General features: G+C 61.5%; 27 protein-coding genes. 7 read left to right on the top strand and 20 right to left on the bottom strand.

Annotated elements, in window-relative coordinates; genetic code table 11:
• Positions 1-2 precede the first annotated feature (2 nt).
• The 15 genes from lysS to dacB all read right to left on the bottom strand — a co-directional run bounded on the left by lysS (position 3) and on the right by dacB (position 15,118).
• Positions 3-1,463 carry a lysine--tRNA ligase gene (gene lysS / locus ABDK06_RS08615; RefSeq protein ID WP_394940823.1) on the bottom strand — a complete coding sequence of 487 codons (1,461 nt, stop codon included), beginning with the start codon at positions 1,461-1,463 and terminating at the stop codon, positions 3-5.
• A gap of 142 nt (positions 1,464-1,605) precedes the next feature.
• Positions 1,606-2,487, bottom strand: coding sequence for a pantoate--beta-alanine ligase (gene panC, locus ABDK06_RS08610; RefSeq protein ID WP_394940550.1), 882 nt, complete (start codon positions 2,485-2,487; stop codon positions 1,606-1,608).
• A complete protein-coding gene (locus ABDK06_RS08605) occupies positions 2,484-3,374 on the bottom strand; it encodes a Rossmann-like and DUF2520 domain-containing protein (protein WP_394940549.1) in 891 nt (296 codons plus the stop codon). Before ABDK06_RS08605 ends, panC begins: the two co-directional genes overlap by 4 nt.
• 49 nt (positions 3,375-3,423) lie before the next feature.
• Positions 3,424-4,875 (bottom strand): PH domain-containing protein, encoded by a 1,452-nt coding sequence (locus ABDK06_RS08600; protein ID WP_394940548.1) that lies wholly within the window; start codon positions 4,873-4,875, stop codon positions 3,424-3,426.
• A gap of 7 nt (positions 4,876-4,882) precedes the next feature.
• On the bottom strand, positions 4,883-5,413 hold the full coding sequence (locus ABDK06_RS08595; RefSeq protein WP_394940547.1) for a PH domain-containing protein: 531 nt from the start codon (positions 5,411-5,413) through the stop codon (positions 4,883-4,885).
• 89 nt (positions 5,414-5,502) lie between these two features.
• Positions 5,503-5,973 (bottom strand): DUF3180 domain-containing protein, encoded by a 471-nt coding sequence (locus ABDK06_RS08590; RefSeq protein ID WP_394940546.1) that lies wholly within the window; start codon positions 5,971-5,973, stop codon positions 5,503-5,505.
• Between the two features lie 8 nt (positions 5,974-5,981).
• Positions 5,982-6,545: a 2-amino-4-hydroxy-6-hydroxymethyldihydropteridine diphosphokinase gene (gene folK / locus ABDK06_RS08585; protein WP_394940545.1), complete on the bottom strand. Its 564-nt coding sequence runs from the start codon at positions 6,543-6,545 to the stop codon at positions 5,982-5,984.
• Entirely contained in the window at positions 6,542-6,919 is a 378-nt protein-coding gene (gene folB, locus ABDK06_RS08580; RefSeq protein ID WP_394940544.1) for a dihydroneopterin aldolase, read from the bottom strand. Before folB ends, folK begins: the two co-directional genes overlap by 4 nt.
• Positions 6,919-7,851 carry a dihydropteroate synthase gene (folP, locus tag ABDK06_RS08575; protein WP_394940543.1) on the bottom strand — a complete coding sequence of 311 codons (933 nt, stop codon included), beginning with the start codon at positions 7,849-7,851 and terminating at the stop codon, positions 6,919-6,921. The genes folB and folP overlap by 1 nt, the downstream gene beginning before the upstream one ends.
• A gap of 15 nt (positions 7,852-7,866) precedes the next feature.
• Positions 7,867-8,478, bottom strand: coding sequence for a GTP cyclohydrolase I FolE (folE, locus tag ABDK06_RS08570; protein ID WP_394940542.1), 612 nt, complete (start codon positions 8,476-8,478; stop codon positions 7,867-7,869).
• Between the two features lie 65 nt (positions 8,479-8,543).
• The gene (ftsH, locus tag ABDK06_RS08565) at positions 8,544-10,658 is read right to left on the bottom strand and encodes an ATP-dependent zinc metalloprotease FtsH (protein ID WP_394940541.1); all 2,115 of its coding nucleotides are present in this window, start codon (positions 10,656-10,658) and stop codon (positions 8,544-8,546) included.
• Between the two features lie 177 nt (positions 10,659-10,835).
• Positions 10,836-11,387, bottom strand: a complete 552-nt coding sequence (gene hpt, locus ABDK06_RS08560; protein ID WP_394940540.1) for a hypoxanthine phosphoribosyltransferase — start codon at positions 11,385-11,387, stop codon at positions 10,836-10,838.
• 32 nt (positions 11,388-11,419) lie between these two features.
• Positions 11,420-12,505 carry a tRNA lysidine(34) synthetase TilS gene (tilS, locus tag ABDK06_RS08555; protein WP_394940539.1) on the bottom strand — a complete coding sequence of 362 codons (1,086 nt, stop codon included), beginning with the start codon at positions 12,503-12,505 and terminating at the stop codon, positions 11,420-11,422.
• Positions 12,502-13,596 (bottom strand): zinc-dependent metalloprotease, encoded by a 1,095-nt coding sequence (locus ABDK06_RS08550; protein ID WP_394940538.1) that lies wholly within the window; start codon positions 13,594-13,596, stop codon positions 12,502-12,504. The genes tilS and ABDK06_RS08550 overlap by 4 nt, the downstream gene beginning before the upstream one ends.
• Positions 13,597-13,693: 97 nt before the next feature.
• Positions 13,694-15,118: a D-alanyl-D-alanine carboxypeptidase/D-alanyl-D-alanine endopeptidase gene (dacB, locus tag ABDK06_RS08545; protein ID WP_394940537.1), complete on the bottom strand. Its 1,425-nt coding sequence runs from the start codon at positions 15,116-15,118 to the stop codon at positions 13,694-13,696.
• Positions 15,119-15,227: 109 nt separating this feature from the next.
• Between dacB and ABDK06_RS08540 the strand changes: the two genes are divergently transcribed.
• From ABDK06_RS08540 to ABDK06_RS08520, 5 genes are all read left to right on the top strand, one after another.
• Complete coding sequence (locus ABDK06_RS08540) at positions 15,228-15,713, top strand: inorganic diphosphatase (RefSeq protein WP_394940536.1); 486 nt, start codon at positions 15,228-15,230, stop codon at positions 15,711-15,713.
• A 349-nt stretch (positions 15,714-16,062) separates the two neighbouring features.
• Positions 16,063-16,224: a hypothetical protein gene (locus ABDK06_RS08535; RefSeq protein WP_394940535.1), complete on the top strand. Its 162-nt coding sequence runs from the start codon at positions 16,063-16,065 to the stop codon at positions 16,222-16,224.
• A 265-nt stretch (positions 16,225-16,489) separates the two neighbouring features.
• On the top strand, positions 16,490-17,452 hold the full coding sequence (locus ABDK06_RS08530) for a WXG100 family type VII secretion target (RefSeq protein ID WP_394940534.1): 963 nt from the start codon (positions 16,490-16,492) through the stop codon (positions 17,450-17,452).
• Positions 17,449-18,231 carry a hypothetical protein gene (locus tag ABDK06_RS08525; protein WP_394940533.1) on the top strand — a complete coding sequence of 261 codons (783 nt, stop codon included), beginning with the start codon at positions 17,449-17,451 and terminating at the stop codon, positions 18,229-18,231. Before ABDK06_RS08530 ends, ABDK06_RS08525 begins: the two co-directional genes overlap by 4 nt.
• A gap of 29 nt (positions 18,232-18,260) precedes the next feature.
• The gene (locus ABDK06_RS08520) at positions 18,261-18,686 is read left to right on the top strand and encodes an RDD family protein (protein ID WP_394940532.1); all 426 of its coding nucleotides are present in this window, start codon (positions 18,261-18,263) and stop codon (positions 18,684-18,686) included.
• Here the strand turns inward: ABDK06_RS08520 and ABDK06_RS08515 are convergent.
• Together ABDK06_RS08515 and serS are read right to left on the bottom strand one after the other, a co-directional pair.
• A complete protein-coding gene (locus ABDK06_RS08515; protein WP_394940531.1) occupies positions 18,683-19,525 on the bottom strand; it encodes an HAD family hydrolase in 843 nt (280 codons plus the stop codon). The two genes, ABDK06_RS08520 and ABDK06_RS08515, sit on opposite strands and share 4 nt — an antisense overlap.
• 198 nt (positions 19,526-19,723) lie before the next feature.
• Positions 19,724-21,004 (bottom strand): serine--tRNA ligase, encoded by a 1,281-nt coding sequence (serS, locus tag ABDK06_RS08510; RefSeq protein WP_394940530.1) that lies wholly within the window; start codon positions 21,002-21,004, stop codon positions 19,724-19,726.
• A 158-nt stretch (positions 21,005-21,162) separates the two neighbouring features.
• Here serS and ABDK06_RS08505 point away from each other — a divergent pair, with 158 nt between their 5' ends.
• Positions 21,163-22,224, top strand: coding sequence for a diacylglycerol/lipid kinase family protein (locus tag ABDK06_RS08505; RefSeq protein WP_394940529.1), 1,062 nt, complete (start codon positions 21,163-21,165; stop codon positions 22,222-22,224).
• Between the two features lie 122 nt (positions 22,225-22,346).
• Here the strand turns inward: ABDK06_RS08505 and ABDK06_RS08500 are convergent, their stop codons facing one another.
• Genes ABDK06_RS08500 through ABDK06_RS08490 form a run of 3 tightly spaced genes read right to left on the bottom strand, consistent with a single transcriptional unit; the run spans position 22,347 to position 23,872 of the window.
• Positions 22,347-22,517: a hypothetical protein gene (locus ABDK06_RS08500; RefSeq protein ID WP_394940528.1), complete on the bottom strand. Its 171-nt coding sequence runs from the start codon at positions 22,515-22,517 to the stop codon at positions 22,347-22,349.
• A gap of 39 nt (positions 22,518-22,556) precedes the next feature.
• Positions 22,557-23,510 (bottom strand): prephenate dehydratase, encoded by a 954-nt coding sequence (gene pheA, locus ABDK06_RS08495; protein WP_394940527.1) that lies wholly within the window; start codon positions 23,508-23,510, stop codon positions 22,557-22,559.
• 35 nt (positions 23,511-23,545) lie between these two features.
• Entirely contained in the window at positions 23,546-23,872 is a 327-nt protein-coding gene (locus tag ABDK06_RS08490) for a rhodanese-like domain-containing protein (protein ID WP_394940526.1), read from the bottom strand.
• A gap of 60 nt (positions 23,873-23,932) precedes the next feature.
• Between ABDK06_RS08490 and ABDK06_RS08485 the strand changes: the two genes are divergently transcribed.
• Positions 23,933-24,661 carry a Type 1 glutamine amidotransferase-like domain-containing protein gene (locus tag ABDK06_RS08485; RefSeq protein ID WP_394940525.1) on the top strand — a complete coding sequence of 243 codons (729 nt, stop codon included), beginning with the start codon at positions 23,933-23,935 and terminating at the stop codon, positions 24,659-24,661.
• The last annotated feature ends 7 nt before the right edge of the window (positions 24,662-24,668 follow it).

Here is a 24,668-nt window from a genome sequence, read left to right as displayed (position 1 = left end):
GATCAGTTCCTCGATGCATCCGGCTTGAGCAATGGGAAAAGAATGGTTTCACGAATTCCCGAGTTGGTGAACAGCATCACCAGCCGGTCGATTCCCAGCCCGATACCTCCCATCGGAGGAGCCCCGTGCTCCAGCGCACGGAGGAAATCCTCATCCAATTGCATGGCCTCCGGGTCACCGCCCGCAGCGCGCAAGGATTGCTCAGTCAGCCGTTCCCTCTGGATCACCGGATCGATCAACTCTGAGAAAGCAGTGCCGCGTTCCATGCCGCCGATAATGAGATCCCAGGCCTCAATGAGCTGGGGTTCACTGCGATGCGGCCGGGCAAGCGGCTGAGCGGACGGCGGATAGTTATAGACAAAAGTGGGTTGCAGCAGATTCGGTTCTACCAATTCTCCGAAAAGCTCCACCACCAGTTTTTCAGCATCCCAACCGGGATCAACCTTGATATCGTGTTGCGCCGCCAACTCACGAAGTCTCCCGCTCTCAGTCTGCGGAGTAATTTCCTCCCCGAGCGCAGCAGATAACCCTGGATAAACGGCTAGCCATTCCCACTCGGCATCAAGATCAATGATTCCTTTAGCGGTTTCAATTTGCCGGCTACCCAGTAAATCAGCGCAGTTGAGAATGATCTGCTTCATGCGCTCAGCCATCACGAATTGGTCGGCGTAAGCTTCGTAGCATTCCAACATGGTGAATTCAGGACTGTGCGTTGAATCGACGCCTTCATTTCGGAAGATCCTGCCGAGTTCATAGACCCGATCAATTCCACCCACCACGGCTCGCTTGAGATACAGCTCCAAGGCGATGCGAAGCGTCATCTTCTGGTCGAACGCATTGACATGGGTTTCGAAGGGGCGTGCGCTGGCTCCGCCGTGGACCAGTTGCAGCACGGGGCCTTCCACTTCGACATAGTCGAGATCATTGAGAGTCTGCCGCACCGCTCGGGTAACGGCGGCTCTGGTGTACACCATCTGTCGTGCCTCTTCGCGGACCATCAGATCCACATAGCGCTGGCGGACCCGGTTCTCCTCATTGAGCTCGGCGTGCAGCACGGGCATCGGGCGCAGCGCCTTCGACACCATCTGCCAGGAATCCGCGAGCACCGAAAGCTCACCGCGCTTGGAGGAGATCACTTCACCGTGCAGGAAAACATGATCGCCCAGATCGACCAGCGCCTTCCAGTCAGCCAGCGCGGCTTCGCCGACCCTGTCAAGGCTGAGCATGCCTTGCAAACGAGTGCCATTGCCCTCTTGCAGAGTGACGAAGCACAATTTTCCGGTATTGCGGACAAAAACCACGCGGCCAGCCACACCGACCATCTCGCCAGTGGTTTCGTCGGCTTCAAGAGCCGGGAACTTCTGCCGGACCTCTGCCAGACTGTGCGTCCGAGGCACCCCCACCGGATAAGCCTCAAGCCCTCGTTCCAGCAATTTGGCGCGTTTCTCGAGCCGAATCTGCATCTGCTCGGAAACTTGTTCTTCGGTGGGCTGGGTTCCTTGTTCGGTCACAAGAAAGTATTTTACCGTTACTGGCTACAACAAGTTGCACTAACTTGCTACGCAACTGCTATGTAGCAGCAGTAAATTGCACTCACCGAGCCGGCTAGCCCGCTGAGCCGAGCGGAATATTGTCGATCAGCCGAACGGGGCCGACCTTGGCCGCCACCAGGGCCAAGGCGCTGCCGGTGAAGGGAGTTTCCCTGCGCTCGGCGGCGAGCGGGGCGAAGCTGAGCGGATCAACCACCTCGAGATAGTCCAGGTCCACCAGCGGTTCGCTGTTAATCAGGGCCGCTGCGGAGTCGATGTCGAGCGCTTCATGCCGCGCCGCACGTTCGGCGAGCAAACGCAGGGCCCGCGAGAGCACCAGTGCGGCTCCGGCTTCAGCTGTGGAGAGGAAGCGATTGCGACTGGAGAGCGCCAGCCCTTCCGCGGAACGCACCGTCGGTACGCCGACGATCTGCACCGGGAAATTCAGGTCGAGCACCATCCGGCGCACCAGCGCTAATTGCTGAGCATCCTTCTGCCCGAAATAGGCTCGGTAACCAGCCGATTGCGGGGTTCCAGCGTGCAGTAATTTAGCCACTACGGTGAGGGCGCCGTCGAAATGACCGGGCCGGGATGCCCCCTCGAAAACCGTGCCGAGTGATCCGGCGCTGACCCGCACCATCGGCTCGCCACCGGGGTACATCTCCTGCTGGCTGGGTGCGAACACCAGTGTGGCGCCCGCCGATTCCAGCAGTTCGACGTCGGCTTCCAGAGTACGGGGATAACGTTCCAGATCTGCCGGGTCGCCGAATTGCAATGGATTGACGAAGATTGAGGCGGCCACCACTGACTCTGCGGCGACCGCTGCTCTGACCAGTTCCGCATGGCCGGCGTGCAAGGCGCCCATGGTCGGCACCAGGCCGAATGAAGGCTGGTCGAAAGCACTCAGCAACTCGGTGCTGGCCTGCCGGAATTCAGCTAGCGTCCGGGCAATTCTCATTGATCCCCCTCCAGGGCGTCCTCGATCTCCGCGAGTTCCGCGGCACTGATCCGGCCGCGTGCCAGGGCTCGCAGCGCCGTCGTCCGGGCCATCGCACGGTAGGCGGCCAAGATCTCCGCTGAGTTTTCGGCGAGCGCTTGGACGTGGGAGCGCACCGTACCGCTATCCCCGCGGGCGACCGGCCCGGTGAGCGCCTGTTCCCCCGAGGCCAGCGCATTGTCCAAGGATGCTCTGAGCAAGGGGCCGAGCAGCCGCTCCGGCCGTTCCACTCCTATGCTCCGGAGCAATTCGGCAGACTGCGCGGTCAAGGTGACCAGATGATTCGCACTGTGCGCCAGAGCTGCGTGATACAGCGCTCGATCCGCCTCGGCCACCACCACCGGCTCGGCACCGATCTCAACCACGAGCGCTTGAGCGATGGGTAGCATCGCGGCATCTGCGGTGACGCCGAAACTCGAATCAGGCAGCCTGGCCAAGTCCATGCTCAGCCCCGAGAAGGTCATCGCCGGATGAATCGCCAACGGGATCGCGCCGGCAGCCCGCACCGGCGCCAGCACTCCCACCCCGAAGCGGCCGGAGGTATGCGCCACCAACTGCCCCAGCTGCCAGGCGCCGGTCTTGGCCAGACCAGCGACCAGTTGCTCCAGTGCGTCATCGGGGACGGCGAGCAGGACCAGCTCGGCTCGCTCCACCAATTCCGGAATCTGCAGCACCGGAACGCCGGGAAGCAGGCTTTCCGCGCGATCGCGGGATTCTTGAGAGACGGCGGAAACCCCGATCACGGCGTGACCCGCGGAACGCAGCGCGGCACCGAGCACCGCCCCGACCTTACCCGCGCCGATCACGGCGACTCCTAGTCGGCCTGGCCGTTCACTGGCCCGATCCATCAGGCTCTCCCTTCGCCGACTCGGCTGAGTGCAATCTTTGCCTTCGTTGTCACTGACCCTCCGGAGGCCGCGGCTGCATCCAGTGTTCAGACTGGGCGATCCGGCGCGCGGTAGCTGCCCGAGCCCCCTGCTCGCTGAAAAGATCCCGCCCTGTCTGCAGATCCAAATGACGCACCAACGGCCTGATCGGGCCGGGCGTGGAATGCAATTCGAAATCGACCAGGCCGAGCCAGCGCTGCAGCAACCCCTGCTTCAGCTGCAATGACTGAGTTCGCTCGTGCGGTACCACTTGCAGACGGCGGGTCAGCACACCGTGCCGGCAGAGCAATGCCGTTCTGGTGGCCCGGTAGGCGTTCCGCCGCCAGACAAAGGGGCCCAGCCAAGCAGCCCGAGGAGGCGAGTGCTGGAAACCTTCCGCCCCGGCGCTGCCTCTCAAGCCTGCCTCGAACACCGCCTGCGGGTTCTCCACCCCGGGGTCGGGGAATACCAGCGAGAGCACTGAAAGCACTTCCTGAACGGTGCCGACAGGCAACAGGGTGCTGCGGTTCTGTTCGCCCTCATTGCCATAACCGGCAACATTGAGCTGAATCCGATACCAGCCGAAAATCCGCCAGATCAGTCCCTGGTTGATACTCACCGCCTGCACTCTGCCCGGCGGAATGGTCTGCGAACGGGTCTCCAGCAGCCCATAGTGCAATCTCACGCCATCTGGCGAAAGCGCAATGCGGAAGTTGAAATCCTTGCTGAAGGCATTCCAATAACCGGCAAAGAGACCGAGCAGCACGGGCAGGAATCCGATCAGCGCCCCCCACCACCCCAGGATGACCAGCACCACCAGCCCAAGACTGACGATCAGCAGCGAGACACTGAGCACCGAGAATACCGTGGCACCGATGATCCGCCCCGGCGAGAGTTGCAGAATCTGCTGCTCCGGAGCTTCCTGGACCTGGCTCGGGTGCTCGGGATCCACCCGAACCCCGGCTGCCCGGGCAAGGATGGCTGCCCTGAGTCGTTTCGCTTCATCCACTTTGAGAAAGGAGAGCCTCATCGCGGATTTACCGGCGTCCGCGACTTCGAATTTCAGCTCCGCCAGATTGAAGATCCTGGCTAGCAAGGGCTGCACCACATCGATCGCCTGCACCCTGTCGATCCGGGCCTGTCGCTGCTGCCGGAAGATGAAACCGGAGTTGATCCGGACATGGTCATCCGTCACCTGATAGCGGGTGAAGAACCAGGAAAAGACGAAGCCGACGCCGAACACCAGGACGGCGGCAGCGATCACCAGCAGCACGATCCAGACCGGCAAACCATCGCCGCCTCGTTCGCCCCGCGATGCGGTGCTCTGCACCAACTGCTCGATGAAGCTCCTCCCTAAGACCACCATGACGGCGACGATTGCGATCCAGCCCCGAATGGCCGGCGAGGCCGGGTGGACGCGGTGCCAAGTCTGCGCCGAATCGGTATGGAATTCGGTGTTCTCCGAAGAATCCTGAATGCTCACTCAGTGCTCACAGCCCGGCCAATTTCGCCTCGCCAAGCGATGAGAGCTGTTCCCGCAACCGGCTCGCCTGTTCAACTGGCAGGCCCTCGAGCTCTGCATGAGTGCCGGGCGAGGCGGTATGAAGTTTCAGAGTGGCCAGGCCGAGCGCACGTTCCACCGGTCCCACCGAAACATCAACGTACTGCATCCGGCCATAGGGAACCACCAGAACCTGTTGGAACAGGATGCCCCGACGGATCAGCAGATCATCGTCTCGTTCAGAGAACCCGATGGCCCGTACTTGCCTGGGAATCAGGATCAGTCTCCAGGCCTGCACCACGGCAGCGGCGATCACCAGCGCCCAGGCCAGCCAAGCGGGGAATCCCGGCCAGATTCCGCTCAGCCTGAAGATCAACGGCAAGCCGAAGACGGCCAGCACGACTAGGCTTCCAGCCCCTTCGCGCAGAAACCGTAATCGCACTAGTTTCGGGGAGACACGCAGCCATTGAATTCCGGCTGGATCAATTGGCTCGCTCACGCTGGCTCCTAAGAATTTCATTGAGGGGTCGAAAGAAACCCTACCGCGCCAGCAGAGGATTTTCTGGGTCACCGAGGATTCGATCAGCTCCGTGGCGCTGAGAGCCCGAGTTAAGCGGAACTCCCACTGGCATCCGCGCCGTCCTCCGGAGGTATCCGGCAGAACCTTTCCACCAGCATCCCCACCCCGATCATCAAGAGCGAACCAGCGGCAAGAGCCGCAGGCAGGCCGAGCACGCCGAGTGATGCACCGTAGAAAGTCGCGGCGAGAGCATCGATCAGGACACCCAGATGCCAGCCCAGGATGACGGCACCCGTATAGGCACTCGCCTGTGCCAGAATCAGCGTCCGGGCGGCCTGAAGCGGATTGAGTGACCGCTCCCGGTGACCGTTGCGCCAGCTACGCACCCTGAGTCCCAGGATCAACACCACCAGGATCACCAGAGCGAGGGTTATCAAGGCCGTATAAGGCAGCGCCGGAGCGGGCAAACTCAGCCGGTTGGTCAGCACGGTGGCGAGCCAGCCGACCACGGTGGTGACCAAAGCGATGATCACCAGCCAGCGCAGCTTGAGAACTCCCATCCGAGACTTCATGGCTGCCCCGGAGAACTGCCGAACCGGGTATCGGCAAACTGGGCATCGTCAAACCGAGTGTCGTCAAACTGGGCATCGTCGAAATGCTCAATGCCGTCCAGGTCTTCCGCCTGGGCGGCAAGTTCACGAACCGGCTGACCGGCCAGTTCGGCGTGCGGGTCCATCAGCATCCAGGGCACCAGCACAAAGGCCCGCGAGGCGGCTCTGGGGTGGGGCAAGGTGAGTTCCGGGGTGTCTCGTTGCACATCGCCGTAGACGATGATGTCGATGTCCAGGGTTCGCGGGCCCCAGCGGATGATTCTCTCCCGGTGATGTCTAGCTTCCACCGCTTGGCAATATGCCAGCAGCTCTTCCGGGCTGAGCTCGGTTTCCACTTCCATCACCATATTGAGGTAGGCGGGCTGGTTCTCCGGCCCGCCCACCGGCTGGGTCTGAACTACCGGGGAAACATCGCAGAGCCGCACCTGGGGGTGCTCCACCAGATCGGCGACGCCGCCCGCCAGTGTCCCGGCTCGCTCACCGAGGTTGGAGCCCAGTGCCAGGATCGCCCGGACACTCATTCGCGCTCCCGATGGACGGTGACTGAGACGTCGCCGAAAGGCACCTGGATCGGGGCCTTGGGCTTGTGCACGGTGATCTCAACGGCATCGACCGAGAAGCTCTCCAGGATGCGCTGCGCCGTCCTTTCAGCCAAAGTCTCGATCAGATCAAAGGCCTCACCGGTGATCATCGCTTTGATCTCCTCGGCGACCTCGGCGTAATTCGCGGTCTTGCCGAGCTCATCATTGGCTGCGGCCGGACGCACATCGGTGAACAGCACGGCGTCGACGATGAACGGCTGGCCGTCCCGTTTTTCACGATCGAAAACCCCGTGGTGACCGATCGCGCTGACGCCGGTGAGCGTGATCCGGTCAGGTTGCTTGAGCTGCGCCATCAGTGACGGGCCGCCGCGTTTTGATGAGCGAGCGTCATGCGAGCAGCGACCTTGGCGGCGTGGAGATTTCCGGTGACTTCGTGCACTCGGACGCCCCAAGCGCCCTTCGCCGCGGCCAGCGCGGTAGTGGCCACAGTGGCGTGATCCCGCTCCGCGGGCGCCGCCGCCTTCCCCGCAGTGCTGAGCAGTGAACCGAGGAATCGCTTCCGGGAGGTACCCACCAGAATCCGATGACCCAGTTGATGGAAGAGTTCGAGCTTGTCCAAGAGCTCCCAGTTCTGATCCGCTGTTTTGGAGAATCCGATTCCCGGATCGATGATCAGTTGCTCGGGGGCCACCCCGGCGGCGTAGAAGGCCTCGCGGGCTTCCTTGAGCTCAGCGATCACCTCCGGCACGGTATTGCGATAGCTGGTGAGCGAATCCATGGTCTTTGAATCACCTCGGCGATGCATCAGCACATAGGGCACTTTTCGCTCGGCCACCAGCGCGACCATTTCCGGCGAGACACTCATCCCGGAGACGTCGTTGATCAAGGCAGCTCCGGCGTCAATCGCCGTCGCCGCGGTCTCCGCGTGCCTGGTATCCACGCTGACCAGGGCGCCGGCCTTCACCATGGCTTCCACCACCGGCATAATGCGCTCTTGCTCGGTCTTCGGATCCACTTCCGCGGCGCCGGGGCGGGTGGACTCCCCTCCGATGTCGATGATGTCTGCGCCCGCGTAGAACATCCGCAGACCGTGCGCTATTGCGGTGTCCAAGGAGTTGTACGAACCACCGTCGCTGAAGGAATCGGGGGTGACGTTCAAAATACCCAGCAGCACCGCCCGGTCAGTGGGCAATCGGTCGAAGCTGGCCCGGGGGCGCGGGGTGCGCAAAGTGGGCAGCGGAGAAGTAGCCGGGCCTGTCCCGGGAGCGGCAGCTAAAGAATCCATTGAATAGTTACCTTCTCATTTTCCTAAGATCAAACTCATGGCCTCGGCCCGAGTAGCCGGTTCATGCAGAATGCCGCGCACCGCCGAGGTGACGGTCTTCGCCCCCGGCTTACGGACCCCGCGCATTGACATGCACATGTGCTCGCACTCCACCACGACGATGGCTCCGCGAGGCCTCAGATGCTCCACCAGGGCGTCCACGATCTGAGTGGTCAGCCGCTCTTGGACCTGCGGACGTTTAGCGAAGACATCGACCAGTCGAGCGAGTTTGCTCAGCCCCGTCACCTGCCCGTCCTGCGAGGGGATGTACCCGACGTGGGCGAAGCCGTGGAACGGCACCAGGTGATGCTCACAGGTGGAATAGAACGGAATGTCCTTGACCAGGACGAGTTCTTGATGCGAGATGTCAAAGGTCCGGGAGAGCACCTCAGCCGGGTCTTGCTTGAGCCCGGCGAAGACCTCCGCATAGGCTCGGGCTACCCTGGCCGGGGTGTCGACCAATCCGCTGCGTTCCGGATCCTCGCCGATGGCCAACAGGATTTCCCTGACGGCTCGTTCAATCCGGGGCAGATCGACCCCGGCCTCGGAGTCCGGGCTCAGCGGGGTTTCTTCGTCGGCTTCACACACGAGGATGATCCTATCCGGCTCGGCTAGCTTTAGCCCGGCTAGCTTCAATGGCGGCTAGAACCAGCTCAGTCACCGGACTCACTGCCCTGCTGAGCCTGACCGCCGTCGTAATTGTCCCCCGGCCCGCCATGGCCGCCACCGGGCTGGCCCAGGCTGCCGCCCGTTGCCCCGCCCGGAGCATCAGAGGGTCCGGAGAGGTTCGCCGAAGCCAGTTGCTCCTGCGGGGAGACGCTGTCCGGATTAGGCTCACCGGCCGCTGCGGCATCCCGGCGCTCCTTTTCGGTGACCACCGGAGGGATATCGGAGACCGGGCGGCTATCCGCGGAGAGCCAGACATCGCGCAGCTCACGCTTGCGGATATCGTGGAAGATCTCTTCGATCTCCCGCTGGTTCAAGGTCTCCCGCTCGAGCAGCTCCAGAGCCAGCCGGTCGAGCACGTCGCGGTTCTCGATCAGCACGGCATAGGCCTCATCATGAGCCTGCTCGATGAGTTTGCGCACCTCGAGGTCGATGATCGCGGCGACGTCTTCCGAGTAGTCCCGATCACGGCCAGCGTCGCGGCCCATAAAGGGCTCACTGCTGCCGGAACCGAGCTTGACCGCGCCCACGCGCTCGCTCATGCCGTATTCCATCACCATTTTGCGGGCCGTCGCGGTCGCCTTCTCGATGTCGTTGGAGGCGCCGGTGGAGGGGTCGTGGAAGACGATCTCCTCGGCCACCCGGCCACCCATTGCATAGGACATCTGATCCAGCAACTCATTGCGGGTCACCGAGTACTTATCGTCCTCGGGCACCACCATGGTGTAACCCAGGGCACGGCCACGGGGCAGGATGGTGATCTTGGTGACCGGCGCGGAGTAGCGCAAGGCAGCCGCCACCAGAGCGTGACCGCCCTCGTGATAGGCGGTGATCTTGCGCTCGCGTTCCTTCATCACCCGGGTGCGTTTCTGCGGTCCGGCCATCACCCGGTCAATCGCCTCATCCAGTGCCCGGTCGTCGATCAGCTGGGCATTGGAGCGGGCGGTCAGCAAAGCCGCCTCGTTGAGCACATTGGCCAAATCGGCACCGGTGTAACCGGGGGTCTTCTTAGCGACGCCGTTGAGATCGATGCCGGGAGCCATCGGCTTGCCCTTGGCATGAACCTGCAAGATCTGCTCACGGCCGATCCGGTCCGGCGCCTCGACCGGAATCTGCCGGTCGAAGCGACCCGGGCGGAGCAGCGCCGGGTCGAGCACATCCGGTCGGTTGGTGGCGGCGATCAGGATCACGTTCGTCTTGACGTCGAAGCCGTCCATTTCGACCAGCAGCTGGTTGAGGGTCTGTTCGCGCTCATCGTTGCCGCCGCCGATGCCGGCGCCACGATGGCGGCCCACGGCGTCGATCTCGTCGACGAAGATGATGGCCGGCGAATTCGCCTTGGCCTGTTCGAACAGGTCACGAACCCGGCTGGCGCCGACGCCGACGAACATTTCGACGAAGTCGGAACCGGAGATCGAGTAGAACGGCACTCCGGCTTCACCAGCGACCGCGCGAGCCAACAGGGTCTTGCCGGTTCCTGGCGGACCGTAGAGCAGCACGCCCTTGGGGATCTTGGCGCCGACAGCCTGGAACTTCTGCGGTTCTTGGAGGAATTCCTTGATCTCGTGAAGCTCCTCAACGGCTTCGTCCGCACCGGCCACATCGGCGAAGCTCACCTGCGGCATGTCCTTGGAGAGCAGCTTGGCCCGGGACTTGCCGAACTGCATGACCTTGGAACCGCCACCTTGCATTCTGGACATCAGGAACCAGAAGATGGCGCCGATCACCAGAATCGGTAAGACCAGCGAAAGGAAGCTGCCGAGGAAGTTGTTCTGCACCGGTTGGTCATCGTATTTGGTGACCTTAGCGGAGTTCAGATCCGAAATGACATCTTTGATGCGGTCCTGCACCACGAAGAATTGAACATTTTTGCCGAGGTTCTGGTTGTCCTTGGAGAAATCGTCCTTGAGGACTAAGTCAACCCGGCCCTCGGCGTAGATCTTGGCCGACTGCACCTTCTGATCGGTGATCAGTGAAACGCCGTCCGAAGTGTCGACGCGGGCCGAACCGCCGATATTGAGCAAGGAAAACCCGAGGATCGCCAGTGCGAGGACGACGACGATCCAGACGATGGGACCCTTGAGGATCTTTTTGATGTCCATGTATTCGGGGCGGCTGCCCCGTCCTTCCTGATACTGATGCTCACTTCGGCACAATAGCGGGCTAGCCGCTATCAACCGTCCGCCAACATTCACGCACAACAGTGCTGCGAAGTTCCCTTCGAGCCCGCGGTGTTCCCTGACAGCGGAAATAAATACCGGGTGGTCTGGCGCCCTGCTCTACTCGTAAACGTGAGGAGCCAAGGTTCCGACGAAATCCAGGTTGCGATACTTCTCCGCGAAGTCCAGACCATAGCCGACGACGAACTCGTTGGGGATTTCATAACCGACGTACTTCACATCGATGTCGACCTTGGCGGCATCGGGCTTACGCAGCAAGGTGCAGATCTCGACACTCGCCGGACCACGGGAGATCAGATTGGCACGCAACCAGGATAGCGTCAGGCCGGAGTCGATGATGTCTTCGACGATCAGCACGTGCTTGCCCATCAAATCGGTTTCCAGGTCCTTCAGGATCCTCACCACGCCGGAGGACTGAGTACCGGAGCCGTAGGAGGAAACCGCCATCCAGTCCATGGTGACGTGGCTGTGCAGGGCACGGGCCAGATCTGCCATCACCATCACGGCGCCCTTCAGGACACCGACGATCAAGAGATCGCGCCCAGCGTAATCCTCGTCGATTTGGGCGGCCAGTTCAGCGACTCGCTGCTGAATCTGTTCTTTGCTGTACAAAACGTGCTTGAGGTCTGCCTCGACGTCGCGTGAATCCACGATGCTCCTGAGTTGAATGATTTAGGGTGCGGCTAACTGTCGCGTCTCACCACTAGCTTCCCATATTTAGCAGCCTGCTTTGAATCGCGGGGTGAATTCTGAGCGAGCTCAGCACGCGACCGGCGGTAGATGCTGACCTTGCCGGAAAGCTGGATCGGCCCCGCAGAACCCGTTCTGCGGAGCAGACCCTCGGCGGCCAGCAGGCGTTCAAAGCTGGGCTGGACGCCGCCCAGCGCGGTCACTGCGAGCGCCAGGATACGCTGGCGAATCGCCACTGGATGCGCTCTCAATTCTTCCTCCGGCAGCAGGATCTCCCCGGGGTTCGAGGAGGATTCCACGCAAGCTCGATACGCCTCGCGGGCGAGCTGGTCAAGATAGTCGGCGTCCTGAGCCAGAATCCGGGCCGATCTAAAGAGCGATTCAGCCACCCCGGGTCCCAGCTCGGCTTCGAGTAGCGGGAGCACCCGGTGCCGCACCCGGCTGCGGGCAAACCGCGGATCCTGATTACTCGGGTCGAGCCAGGGCTGCAGGCCTTCGATCCGGCAGATTTGAATCGTCTCAGCGCGACGCAGTTCGAGGAAGGGTCGCAGGTAGATCAAACCGCTGGAACTATGACGGCGCTGCGGCATTCCGGCCAGCGACCTGGTGCCAGAGCCCCTGGCCAGGCCGAGCAGCACTTGCTCGGCCTGATCGTCCAAGGTGTGGCCCAGGAGCACCATCGCCGCTCCGCACTCTTTGGCCACTGCCTCCAGGGCCGCGTATCTGGCGGTCCGGGCGGCGGCCTCGGGGCCGTCTGCGGAACCGACCTGCACGGCGCGTACCTCAACCGGGTCGAGGCCCAGGCGGCGCAGGGATTCAGCGGTACGCTGAGCGACGGCGGCGCTTCCCGGCTGAAGGCCGTGATCCACTACGACGGCGCCAACTCGTATCGATTTCCTGCGCGCGAAGAAGGCCGCCACCGAGGCGAGCGCTAGCGAATCCGGGCCTCCGCTGCAGGCCACCAGCACCAGGTCTTCAGCGCTCAGCTCAGTCAGTTCCTGGCGCAGCAGGTTCCGAGCCTTGCCGATCAGCGGCTTGAGCCTGCCGCGCCCAGGCAAGGCCGCGGCGTCCTCGGTCATCCGGCGAGGCCCATCCTCCGCACCCACAATGCGGGCTGATGGATCTCTTCTTCGGTGGGCAACTGCTCGGCCGATTCCCAAACCCGGTTGAAACCGGGCATTCCCACCTGATCGACCACCGCCCGGACGAATCGGGCACCGTCGGTGTACTGCCGCATCTTCGCATTCAATCCCAAGAGGTTGCGGATGAACTTCTCTACCGCACCGCGGTCCTTGCCCCGGGAGTTGAAGCGCTGTCGAATGGTCTTCACGGTGGGCACGATCGAGGCGTCTACGGCGTCCATCACCACATTGGCGTGGCCTTCCAAGAGGCTCATCACGGCAGTCAGGTGTGACAACGCGGCCTTTTCCTGAGGGTCCTGCAACAGATCCAGCACGCCGCCGCGCGAGGAATCAGCCGCAGTACCGGAGCCGGGAAGCCCTTTCAAGGCCGAACTGACCCGCTCTCCCAGGGAATCCATATTTCCCAGTAGAAGGCTGCTGAGTTTATTCACTTCACTGAGCATGTGATCTCGCAGCCACGGAGCCGCAGCGAACTGCACTCGATGAGTCTGCTCATGCAGGCAGACCCAGAGCCGGAAGTCCGCTGGGTCAACCCCCAGCTCTCGTTCCACCGAAATGATATTGGGTGCCACCAGCAACAGCCGTCCGGCTGAAGGAACCGAGGATTCGCTCGCTAGGGCGGCGAAGGGATCGTACTGTCCCAGCACCTTGGAGGAGAGGAAAGCGAGGACAGCGCCGAGCTGGGCGCCCGTGACGGTGCCGCTGATCGCTCGAGCCGCCGGTTTCAGAGCGTTCTGTTCCCTAGCCCGCTGTTCGACTCGCACCAGGGTGGAGGCGAGCATCACCGAGAAACCCTGGGTATTAGCTTTGGCCCAGGAGGCCCGATCAACGATGAGCACCTGTGAATCTCGTAGATCCGCCGCAACCTCCAGGCCGGTGATCTGATGCACATAGGGCACCGACCGATCAGCCATCTTCCGCAGATCCGCCACCGCGGCGCTGACCTCCAGTCCGCTCAGCTTAGGACCCGCGGGGGCCAGCTTAGCTGCTGTTGATGCCGCCAGATCCCAGTTAATCAGTGTGCTCATAGGGCCATCACATCACAGAAGTCAATGGCAAGGAATGGATTCTGCTCTCGGCCAGATTACCTTCGGGTGGAGTGCCGGAGCAGCGCTGAAGAGCTGTTCAGCGGCAGCCGCAGCCGGCGAGCACTGCCGCGGCTTTATCGAGCACGGGCTGCGCCGTGGCTGGGCCGCCAGTCAGATTATTGGCCATGAAGGAGAAGATCAGCAGCCGGCCGTCGCGGTCCACTACGTATCCGGAAAGGGTCAGCACGGTATTGAGGGTGCCGGTTTTCGCCCGCACCACCCCCGCACCATCAATCGTGGAAGGCACGTTGTAGCGCTGGCTCAGCGTGCCGGTGAGCGCCCCGATCGGCAGGCCGCTGAGCGCTGAATGCAGGGCCGGGTCGGAGTCCGAGGTCATCACCTTGACCGCCTGGGTGAGTTGCGCGGCACTCACCCTGTCCCGGATCGCCAAGCCGGAATTATCTGCGATCACCAGGCCGTCGGTCTTCAAGCCGAGCGATGTGAGGGTTTCCGTCACCAGAGTCGTGGCTTCGCTGAAGTCACCGGCCTTGTTCTGCTGGACCGCGGCAAGCCTGGCCAGCACTTCGGCGAGATAGTTATCAGAGTTCGCCAGCATGTAGTTGACCTGCTCAGCGACCGTGGCAGAATCCACTGCGGCCAGTTCCTGCCCCGCCGAGGGATCAAGTTTGGGGCTGTCTGCGGGCCTTCTGCTGACCTCCGAATCGACCGGTACGCCCTGTTTGCCCAGGGCCGCCGCGAAGGCCTGAGCCACCGCGAGCGCTGAATCCTGGGGACGCGCAGCGGAGCTCTTTAAGCCTTCAGGCACAGCGGAGTTCAGCGCCATAGGATAAATCGGCGCGATTTCTCCGGCAGCCACATCTTCCGGCTGCCATTCCGGGCTCAACGCCGGCCCGCTGAACAGCGAATCATCGACCACGATGCTCACCGGAACGTCAACCTTGCCCAAAGCTTTTGCGGTGAGCTGGGCCAGGGTCAGCAGACCGGCATGGCCGTTCGTGGCTTCCGGTACGGAAGCCCCGCTGCTCAGCAGCACATCGCCGCCCGCCTGCAGGATCAGCTGGTTCGGCGTTGAGCCGCGCAGCACCTTGGTGCTGAACCGGTGATCGGTGCCGAGATTCTTCAAGACGCTTAGCGCGGTCAGCAGCTTCAGATTGGACCCCGGGATCACCGGCTGGTCAGGATCTCTCCCGTAGAGAACCTGACCGCTCAGGGCATCCACTACCTGGCCGCTCAGACTGCCGATCGGGGACTTGAGACTGGCATCCAGAAGGTCGCTGAGCTGCTGCTGAGCGGGCAGCGGCGCGTCTTTATTCAAGCCGCCGACCACGCTGACCTGGCTGAGCTGCTGAGGCGGGCGTTGCGCCGCCGGAACGGAGGCTTCAGACTGGGCATCCTTCGGCACCACAAGAGCCGGGGCAAGATTGATTCCCACTGGAACGGCGAGTGCAGCCAATAGCACTGTGAGCAGTCCAGCCTGGGCCAGGCGGGCTGTTCGACTCATACGCTTCTACTCCAGGTGTCTGCTTTGGTTTTTCACGGCTTAGCCAAGACTTGTATCCTCAATACTAAACGGAGTCATACATTCTCTGATCCCAACTTAAGGAGCCTCCATGAAGCACGACGTCACGATCGAGATCCCGCGCGGTTCCCGCGTTAAGTACGAGGTGGATCATGAAACCGGCCGGGTGCGTCTGGACCGAGTGCTTTTCACCTCCATGCAGTACCCCACCCACTACGGCTTCTTCGATAACACTCTCGGCGAAGACGGCGATCCGCTGGACGCTTTGGTGCTCATGCAGGAATACGATCTGTACCCCGGCGTCGTGGTCGAGGCTCGCCCCATCGCGGTCTTCAATATGACCGACGACGGCGGCGGCGACGCCAAGGTGCTCTGCGTCGTCGACGATGTGCGCTACAACCACATCCAGGAACTCTCAGATGTGGATGAGTACCTGGTGAAAGAGATCGAGCATTTCTTCACCCGCTATAAGGACCTGGAGCCCGGAAAGTGGGTCAAGGCAGAGGGCTGGGCGGATAAGGCCGCTGCCGAAGCCGAGCTGGAAGCCTCGATCAAGCGCTACTCCGCGCACTCCTGAGCGATTTCGCTAGCCCGCTATAAACACCCAGTCCGGCGCTAGTGGGATGCGGACCTTCACATCCCACTAGCCAAGGCAGCTGGCAGAGTGCTCTCGGCCGCATCCTGGAGTCGCCGGACGGCTTTCTCCGCCTACCGCGCCTACCGCGGTACGTCGACCAGGCGGTTGGCGCAATCTGCACCTTCTTCGATGCACGGCTTGCAAAGCCGCACGGGGTGACGATCCAGCGGTGCGAAGGCTCGAAGAGCCCAGGCTCAGCTCAAAATCCACAGGTTTCAAGCACTCCTCTTTGTGATAATTTATCTCTTATGGGGAGCGCGGTGCTTCCCGCCAATCAGGAGGTCGCACCATGCGCAAGATCGCCATCAGTGTCGTTGTTTCCGTCTTAGCCGCTCTCGGCGTCGTCGCAGCAAGCGCACCTGCCGCCCAGGCAAAGGCCGATTTCAGTTGCGTGAATTACGGGGCATCCGGAAAAGGCTGGTCCTATGAGGTCATTCGCTGCAACGGCTAGCGAGCGGAGAGTTCCAGCAAAATCGATACCCGAGCCCGCTGAAACCGCGTTTCGCCGGGGAGGGACGGTTTAGCCCACTGAAACCTGGCTTCCCTGCGGCTGGGGTAACTCGGCGTGGCAAGCTGGCCTGGCGAGAGACAGCCATCCGTCCGGCGACATTCCGGTGGGGAGTTCTCCCCATGGTCAGCGTGATACCAGGCGGCTAGCATTCTGTTGAGAATGCGGAGCGTTGTCAGGCAAACCGCTGGCCACAAGGAAGGGCGCCATGGAAGGCTTCATCGGAGCAAACCCTCAAGAACTGCGTGATTTCGCAAAGCAGGTCTCCAATGCCGCCGGGCTGATCCGCGATCAGGGGAATACCCTGACCGCTACGATCAATTCCGGACGCGGTTGGAAAGGTCCCGATGCGGCTCAATTCCGGCAGCGCTGGAACTCCTCGCAGCATCCGCTGCTGAACAACACCGCGGATTCGCTGCTCGACGTCGCCAAAACCCTGAATCGCAACGCTGACGAGCAAGAGAAAGCCAGTGCGGTGGACGGCGCCGGAGGATCGTCCGGCGGTGGCCTCTTGAGCACCGTGATGAATATTGTCGGCTGGGGATCGACCACCATCGGCTTGGGACTCAAAATCAAAGACGCTTACACCTTTCTCTTCACCGAAGGTGGCATCGCCAAAGGCGCTGAAGCATTGGCCAAGGGCAAATCCTTGCTCGGCGGGGCCGGGAATCTGGGGAGTCTCTCCGACGAATTCCTGGCTGCCAGCAAATTTGGCAAGTTCGCGCGCATCGCCGGCGTCGTCGGTGCACCGCTGGCCATTTTCGGTGGCATTCACGACATGATCAGCCCCGAGCACGAGGGCTGGCGCGGCGGCGGCGACCGGGTGGCCGGCGGTTTGAGCGTTATCGCCGGTGGTGGCTCGCTGCTGATGGCGGCAGGACTGCTGACCAATCCGGTGGGTATCGGCATCGTGGTCGGTGCCGGTCTGATAGCGGGCGGCTGGGCGCTGGGCAATATGATCGCGGACAGCGAATGGGGCAAAGCCGCCGGGCGCTGGATCGGAAACACCGCAAGCAATATCGGCCACGGCGTGGCAAATGTTGCTAGCGACATCGGCCACGGCGTTGCTAATGTAGCCAGTGACGTGGGCAAGGGCATCAAGAATGTTGCCAGCGGCGTAGCGAACGTCGTCAAGAATCCCATTAAGGCACTAGGGGGCCTCTTCGGATGACCGAACAAAGCACTGAAATCGCCTGGTCACAACATGACCTGGAGTGTGCTCGGGCGGTGATCACACTCAGCAGCCCGGAGAGCGACAATCTGCCAACCTTGACCGATGAGGAGATCGTCGCACTCGACGGCATCAACCGAGATCAGTTCGTGGAACTGCCCTGGCTGGCCGAGCATCAGGACCAAAAAGAACTGGTCTGCAATGTCGCACTGCGCACCCTCTTGACCAAGGGCCTCGCCTTTCCTCTCGTGGGCGAAGGAGAAACTCTTCCGAGCGCCCTCGGTGCGACCGACAATATCGTCGGGCTGATGACCTTACGGCGCACCGGCCAGCGGATCATCAGCGCCGAACTCACCAAGTCCGATGACAAAGCCTGGCTCTACGGGTACCTGCACGATGATCAAGTGCTCGAGGAACTCGTTGACTCAGCAGGAACCCATACCTTCACGGTGGTTCCAGCCTCCGAATTCGGCGATCATCTGATCCAGCTCGCGGACGCCGCGGAGCTCGAGTCCGAAGACGGACCGGAGCAGAGCTACAACGAAGCAGAATTCGAAGCCGCCGCCCAGGCGACTCTGGCGGATGCCCGCGGGGTCACCGTGATCACCGGAATCAGCGCTAGCGAAGACTCCTTCCGGCATTACACGATCTACACGACATCCAGCGAGCTCTTCGGCCTGACCTCGGCGGAGAAGGACGGCGCCGCCGAACTCACCTTGCGCAAGGTCTCCCGCTCCACCGCGGTGGCCGCCGCTCAGCACGTCATCTTCCCCAGCTAATATCGGAGATCACCATAGCTACCGAAGCAGTGCGTTATATCCAGTTCAAAAACGGAGAGCAAGCGGTCCGGGCTCCAGGCAAGGCTTACTTCGGGGCATGGCTGATTGATTTCATCCTGGTGCTCGCCCTGGCGGCAGTGGTTTTTGCCGTGCTGCCGAGAACAAATCTGGGTCTCACGATCACTGTGGCAGTGCTCGCTTGGATCGTCATCGGCTGGCTTTACGGCTTCATCCTGACCGGCAGGCGGAGTCTGGGCTGCCTGCTGTGCGGCACCCGGGTGGTGAAGCTTTCCGACGGCGGGCGGCCCGGTTTCTGGCGCTCGGGCTGGGTTTCCTTCGTGCGGACCGTCGGATTCGTGGTGTTCTCGCTGATTATTGTGATCGGCGCTTTAGGCGGTTCCAGTTCAGGCAACGCAAAGGACAATGTCTGGCACGTCAGCATCAGCACCCGCTAGAGCAGGCTGCGCAAGACCTCTGCGGCGCCGTCCTGATAGACGGATGAAGTCACTTCACGGGCTGCCCGCTGGACTTCTGGCGGAGCCTGACCCATGGCCACGCCTCGATCGGCCCAGGCCAGCATCTCCAGATCGTTGAACCCATCCCCCACCGCCACGGTAGCAGACCGAGCCATCTTCAGTTCGGTGCGCAATTGCTCCAAGGCCGTCGCTTTGGTGACTCCAGCGGCAGCGATATCCAACCATGCGGACCAGCCCACCGAATAGGCCACCCCGTGCAGGCCGACGCTGGAAACGGCGCGTTCGAACTCTTCCAGAGGGATCTCCGCGCTGTGTACCACGACGCGAACCGCTTCTGTGTCCAGCAGCTCCTCGAACTGCACGCTGCGGGCCTCAATACCGAAACTGGCGTCCTGGAAGCTGTGCGTGGATAAGAACTCTCCCTTGGCGTCCTCCAGGGCATACATCGCCTCCGGTAGCCGACCGCTCAGCGCGGTGAGGGCCCGTCGAGGGGCGAAGGTCTTACGACGGGTCACTTGGTAGCCCTCAGGAAGTGAGGGGTCTAACCGAAAAGTCACCCCTCCGTTGCAGCAGACGCCGAAACCTCTTTCCAAGCCGATCTGGCGGATCACCGGCAAGGTGGCGCCGAGTGAACGTCCAGTGGCAATCACCACCTGGTGTCCTGCGGCCACCACGTTCCGGGCGGCGTCCCGAACTGCTTCGCTCATCGTCCCGTTGTGGTCCACCAAGGTGCCGTCAACGTCAAGGGCGATCATTTTCCGTGGATCTTCTCTCTGGTCATCGATGCCAGAGACTGAATATTCAGTCTGTAGTGTCATGTATCCAGTGAAGCAGATTGCGCGAAAAGCAGCTAGCACACGGGCCGCACCTTGAGTGAACGGCAAGTGAATACTCACAGGCAATCCACACTGTGAATGTTTACCCAAGCTAGCTCAATCTCAACGCCGTAACACGTGGGGTCGTTATAGCTCGGTCACAACGACTCTGGCTGTCACAGCGTTGGCCGATTGAGTGTTTTAGACGAGTTCGAGCTTTTCCAGGCCGCCCAAATATGGCCGAAGCGCCTGTGGAACGGTCACTGAGCCGTCTGGATTCTGATGGGTTTCCAAGATGGCCACGATCCAGCGATCAGTCGCCAAGGTGCCGTTCAAGGTGGCCACCGCTCTGGTGCCCTTCGATTCCGCTCCTGGAACCCGTTCCCTGATATTCAGGCGACGCGCCTGATAACCGGTGCAATTCGAGGTTGAGGTCAACTCACGGAATCTTCCCTGGCTGGGAATCCAAGCCTCACAGTCGAATTTGCGCGCCGCGGAGTTACCCAGATCTCCGGCAGCGGTATCGATCACCCGGTAGGAGACCTCGATCTTGGCGAGCATCTCCTCTTCCCAGGCCAGCAGTCTTGCGTGCTCGGCTTCAGCTTCCTCCATTGGAACATAGCTGAACATCTCGAGCTTGTTGAACTGGTGAACTCGGATGATCCCCCGAGTGTCCTTGCCCGCCGAGCCGGCCTCCCGCCGGTAGCAGGATGACCAACCCGCATAACGCAAAGGGCCTGCTGAGAGGTCGATGATCTCATCGGCGTGGTAACCGGCGAGCGCAACCTCAGAGGTACCCACCAAATAGAGGTCGTCCTTCTCGAGGCGATAGATCTCGTCATCGTGCTTGACGTCGAACCCGGTGCCCGCCATCGTCTCGGGGCGCACCAGGGTGGGGGTGATCATCGGGATGAAACCGTTGGACAGCGCTTGATCCAGGCCCATGTTCATCAGCGCGATCTCCAGCCGTGCCACTTGCCCTTTGAGGAAGGCAAAGCGCGCACCGGAGACCTTGGCGCCGCGCTCCATGTCGATGCCGCCAATCAGCTCGCCGATCTCAAGGTGGTCCTTCGGCTCAAAGCCCTCGGCAGCGAAGTCACGGGGCTGCCCAACGGTCTTGAGCACCACGAATTCGTCCTCGCCACCGGCTGGGATTCCTTCGATGATCCGGTTCGGGAAGGTCCTGAGCAGTTCATCCTGCTCGGCCTGTGCAGCATCGGCCTCCGCGGACGCCGATTTGACCCGAGCAGCCAGGTCCTTCACCTGAGCTAGTAGCTGCTGCTTTTCTTCGCCCTTGGCGGCGGCCACCTTCTTGCCGAAGGCATTCTGCTCAGCACGCAGAGCTTCAAAAGCGGTGATCGCGTTCTTCCGGGCGAGGTCAGCCGCGATAATGCTGTCCACCTGGGACTCGTCAGCACCTCGCGAGCGCTGGCTGTCGCGATACTTTTCCGGATATTCATTGAGGTCTTTAACATCGATCACCTTCTAAGCGTATCGTGAGGGCCCCATCTGGTGGGTCCACGGTTGCAGCGTTGCCCAACCGAGCGCAAGCTGAGGAAACGGCGGGGAGGTGCGAGTGATCGTTGCTTTCCTTTGGCAGATGCAGCGCTCCGGGCACCAACGGCTAGAGTTGAAGAACTATGGATGTTTGGCTCTGGATTCTGCTGATTGCGCTTGCTGCAGCCATTCTGTTCGTGCTCAGTTGGCTGGGCGTCCGAAAACTGCGAGAAAAGCACACCCGGAGCGCGGTCAGCGAAAAACCTCAGCCCACCCCGCCCGGACCGCAAAAAGTCGCGGTCATCATTAATCCGGTCAAGGCCCAGGCCGCGGCAGCGAAGTCTCAGATCCGCGCTGCGACCGCACTAGCGGGTTGGCCGGACCCGCTTTTCCTGGAAACCACTGTTAGCGATCCTGGGTATTCCCAGGCGAGACAGGCACTGAGCTGGGGGGCCGACGTCGTCCTAGTGGGTGGTGGGGACGGCACTGTTCGGGTGGTCGCCGAGATTCTCAAAAAGACCGGCGTTGCGATGGGGTTGCTCCCCCTAGGCACCGGAAACCTGCTGGCTCGTAACCTCGACCTCGATGTCAATGACCTGGAGGGCAATATCCAAGCTGCCCTCTTCGGCCAGCAGCGACTCATTGACACCGCCACCATGGAACTCGAAAATTCAGTTTCTGGCGCTCGCTTAATACACACTTTTCTGGTGATCGCCGGTATCGGGCTGGATGCTGAGGTAGTCGGTGACACCAACGACGAACTCAAGAAGTCCTTGGGCTGGCTGGCCTATAGCGAAGCCGGAGTGCGCCATCTGCCAGGACGCAGGAAAAAGGTGAGTATCGCCCTTGACGACGCCCCCGCTCAGCAACGACAGGTTCGCTCGGTGCTCTTCGCCAATTGCGGTCTGCTGCCCGGAGGCATTGATTTCATCCCCGGCGCGCTGATCGACGACGGCGTCCTGGACGTTGTAGTGATGAGCCCACGTAGTGCCTTTGGCTGGCTCGCGCTGGGCGTGAAAATAGTCTTCCAACACAGCCGCAGACTGCCGGTTATCGATTTTTACCGTTCGCAGAAGGTGGTATTACGAGCGGCGGTGCCTCAAGAAACCCAGCTCGACGGTGACCCAGCGGGCAAGGCCACTAAGGTCACGGTCGTGGTGGAACCCCAGGCCCTCTTGATCAGGGTCGCTACCGGTCAGGAGTAAGAACTCGTCTTCCAGCTGCCGAATCAGATTAGTCCGAAGCGCTCCACTCGACTAGCCGCCCATCTCGTAGGGTGAGCAAATGCGGGGTGAGGACTTAGATACCGTGCAACGGCGATCTCGTCCTAGGCTGGATCTTCCTCGCTGTGCGACTGCTCGCGGATCAGCACTTCTTCTTCATTGAAGCGCAGATCGTTGGCTTCATCCGCCACATCGCCGACCTGATCGTAATCCAGCTGGGGGTCGTACACCGCACCCGGATTGACGATCGTTCCGTCGCTATTGCTGTCAGTCATGATTCCTCCTGGTTAGCGTGCTTGGAGCACATCATACGGTTAAAGACCTTGTTCTGGCTGTTCGCGTTCAGAGCGCGAGCCTAGCAGATCCGCGACCCACTGCTGAGCTTCCTGGAAGGCCCGATCAGTGGTGTGGGTCGGCACCAGCGGATACTGAGAGTCAGCTCGCGGGTAGGAACCGATGAACCGCAGTTGCGGGCTGATCCGGTGGAGCGCCCTTAGTGCATCCGCCACCCTGGCGTCTTCGAGATGCCCTTCAGCATCAATACTGAAAAAATAATGGCCGAGGAACTGACCAGTGGGGCGGGATTCAATCCTGCTCAGGTTCACGCCTCGGGTGGCGAATTGGTCCAAGATCTCCATCAGCGCGCCCGGGCGATCCTCGGGCAGTGGGACGGCGACAGTGGTTTTGTCGGATCCGCTGGCCGGTGGCAACGGGCCGGGCCGGGAGACCAGCACGAAGCGGGTGACCGCTCCCGCATTGTCCTCGATTTTCTCGGCGAGGATCTGCAAGCCCAGGCGTTCGGCGACCAACTTGGCGCAGATCGCCGCTTGATAGGCCGGGCTCTCCGCGAGGAGTTCATGCGCGGCCGCCGCGGTGGAAGTCGCCGGAACATATTCCGCTTGATTCATATTCGCCTCGACCCATCCTCTGGTCTGCGCCCAGGCATGCGGATGGGTACCCACCCGACGGACCTCAGAGAGTTCGACGCCGACCGGAGCGGCCAGCACGAAACTCACCGGAACGATGGCCTCTCGGATGATCCTCAGCTCCTGACCGGTGGCTATTGCATCAAGAGTCGCCGATACCCCGCCTTCAATGGAATTCTCGATCGGCAGCATGGCGGCATCAACCTCACCGCTGCGAACCATCACCAGGGCCGTGGCAGCGCTGTTCGAAGGGACCCGGCGGGCCTGTGCGGCCCCGGGCACCTGGAGCAGTGCGAGTTCGGTGAAAGTGCCCTCCGGCCCCAAATAGGTATAGGAGTCCATATTTACATTCCCCTCAAAGAATATTTCGCATCGCTTCAGCGTACCTGTGGGGGCTGGCCGTTCTCAGAGACCATCGGCCGTTCGGCATCCTGCCAGGCGCCCATTCCACCGGCCACATTGAAAGCGGAATAGCCCTGCGCGATAAGCCACTGCACGGCACGGAAAGAACGACCCCCGGTCCGGCAGATGAGATAAAGATCCTCATCCGGATCGAGTTCTTCGAACCGCAGCGGCAGTTCATCTAAGGGCAGGTGAATGGCACCTGCGATATGCCCTTCGTCCCATTCGTACTGCTCCCGAACGTCAACGATGGTGGCACCCTCAGCAAGCTGTTCAACCGGCACGCTTTCAAACTCATTCATTTCCGCACCTTCCGGTTCTTGCGCAAAGTTCTCTGCTTTGCTCAAGCCTATAGTGGAGTCATGCCAGCAGCAGAACCAACGATTTTAGCCACCTCCGGCGGCCTGCGGCCCGGGGAGCGCACCCGAGTGGAATTCAGTCCTCTGGTGCATCACGCCGTCGAACTATCGGGAAGCTCCGGGCGGGCGCCGCGGATCAGCCACCTGGGCACCGCCTCGGGTGATCAGCGCTGGTGGGCGGGCGAACTCGACGAAGCCGCCCGAGTCGCTGGCTTCGATTTGAGTCACCTCAACCTCTTTACGATGCCAAATGTTGACGATCTAGAGGCTTATTTATTGGAACAGGACGTGATCTGGGTCGGCGGCGGCTCGGTGGTCAACCTGCTCGCGGTCTGGCGGGCCCATGGCTTAGAGCCAATCCTCCGCCGCGCCTGGCAAGCCGGCGTGGTGCTCAGCGGAGTTTCAGCCGGTTCGATCTGCTGGTTCCATGGCGGAGCGACCGATTCTTTCGGACCCGAGTTAAGCGGCATTAATAATGCCCTGGGGTTCTTGCCCTATGGAAACGGCGTGCACTATGACAGTGAAGCCAAACGTCGTCCCTTGATTCATGAATTGGTTACCCAAGGCAAATTACCGGAAACCCACTGCACGGACGACGGCGTTGGATTGGTCTATCGAGGAACCACCCTGAAAGAGGCCGTCTCGGAAGTCTCTGGGAAAGGCGCTTATCTGGTTCAGCTCTCCGAGGGGTCAGTGACCGAGGATCGCTTAGAACCCAGGCTGTTGAGCTAGGACTCCG

Source organism: Psychromicrobium ferritrahens (genome assembly GCF_043789415.1).
Classification (GTDB): Bacteria; Actinomycetota; Actinomycetes; order Actinomycetales; family Micrococcaceae; genus Renibacterium.
This window is presented reverse-complemented; position numbering and strand designations above follow the sequence as displayed.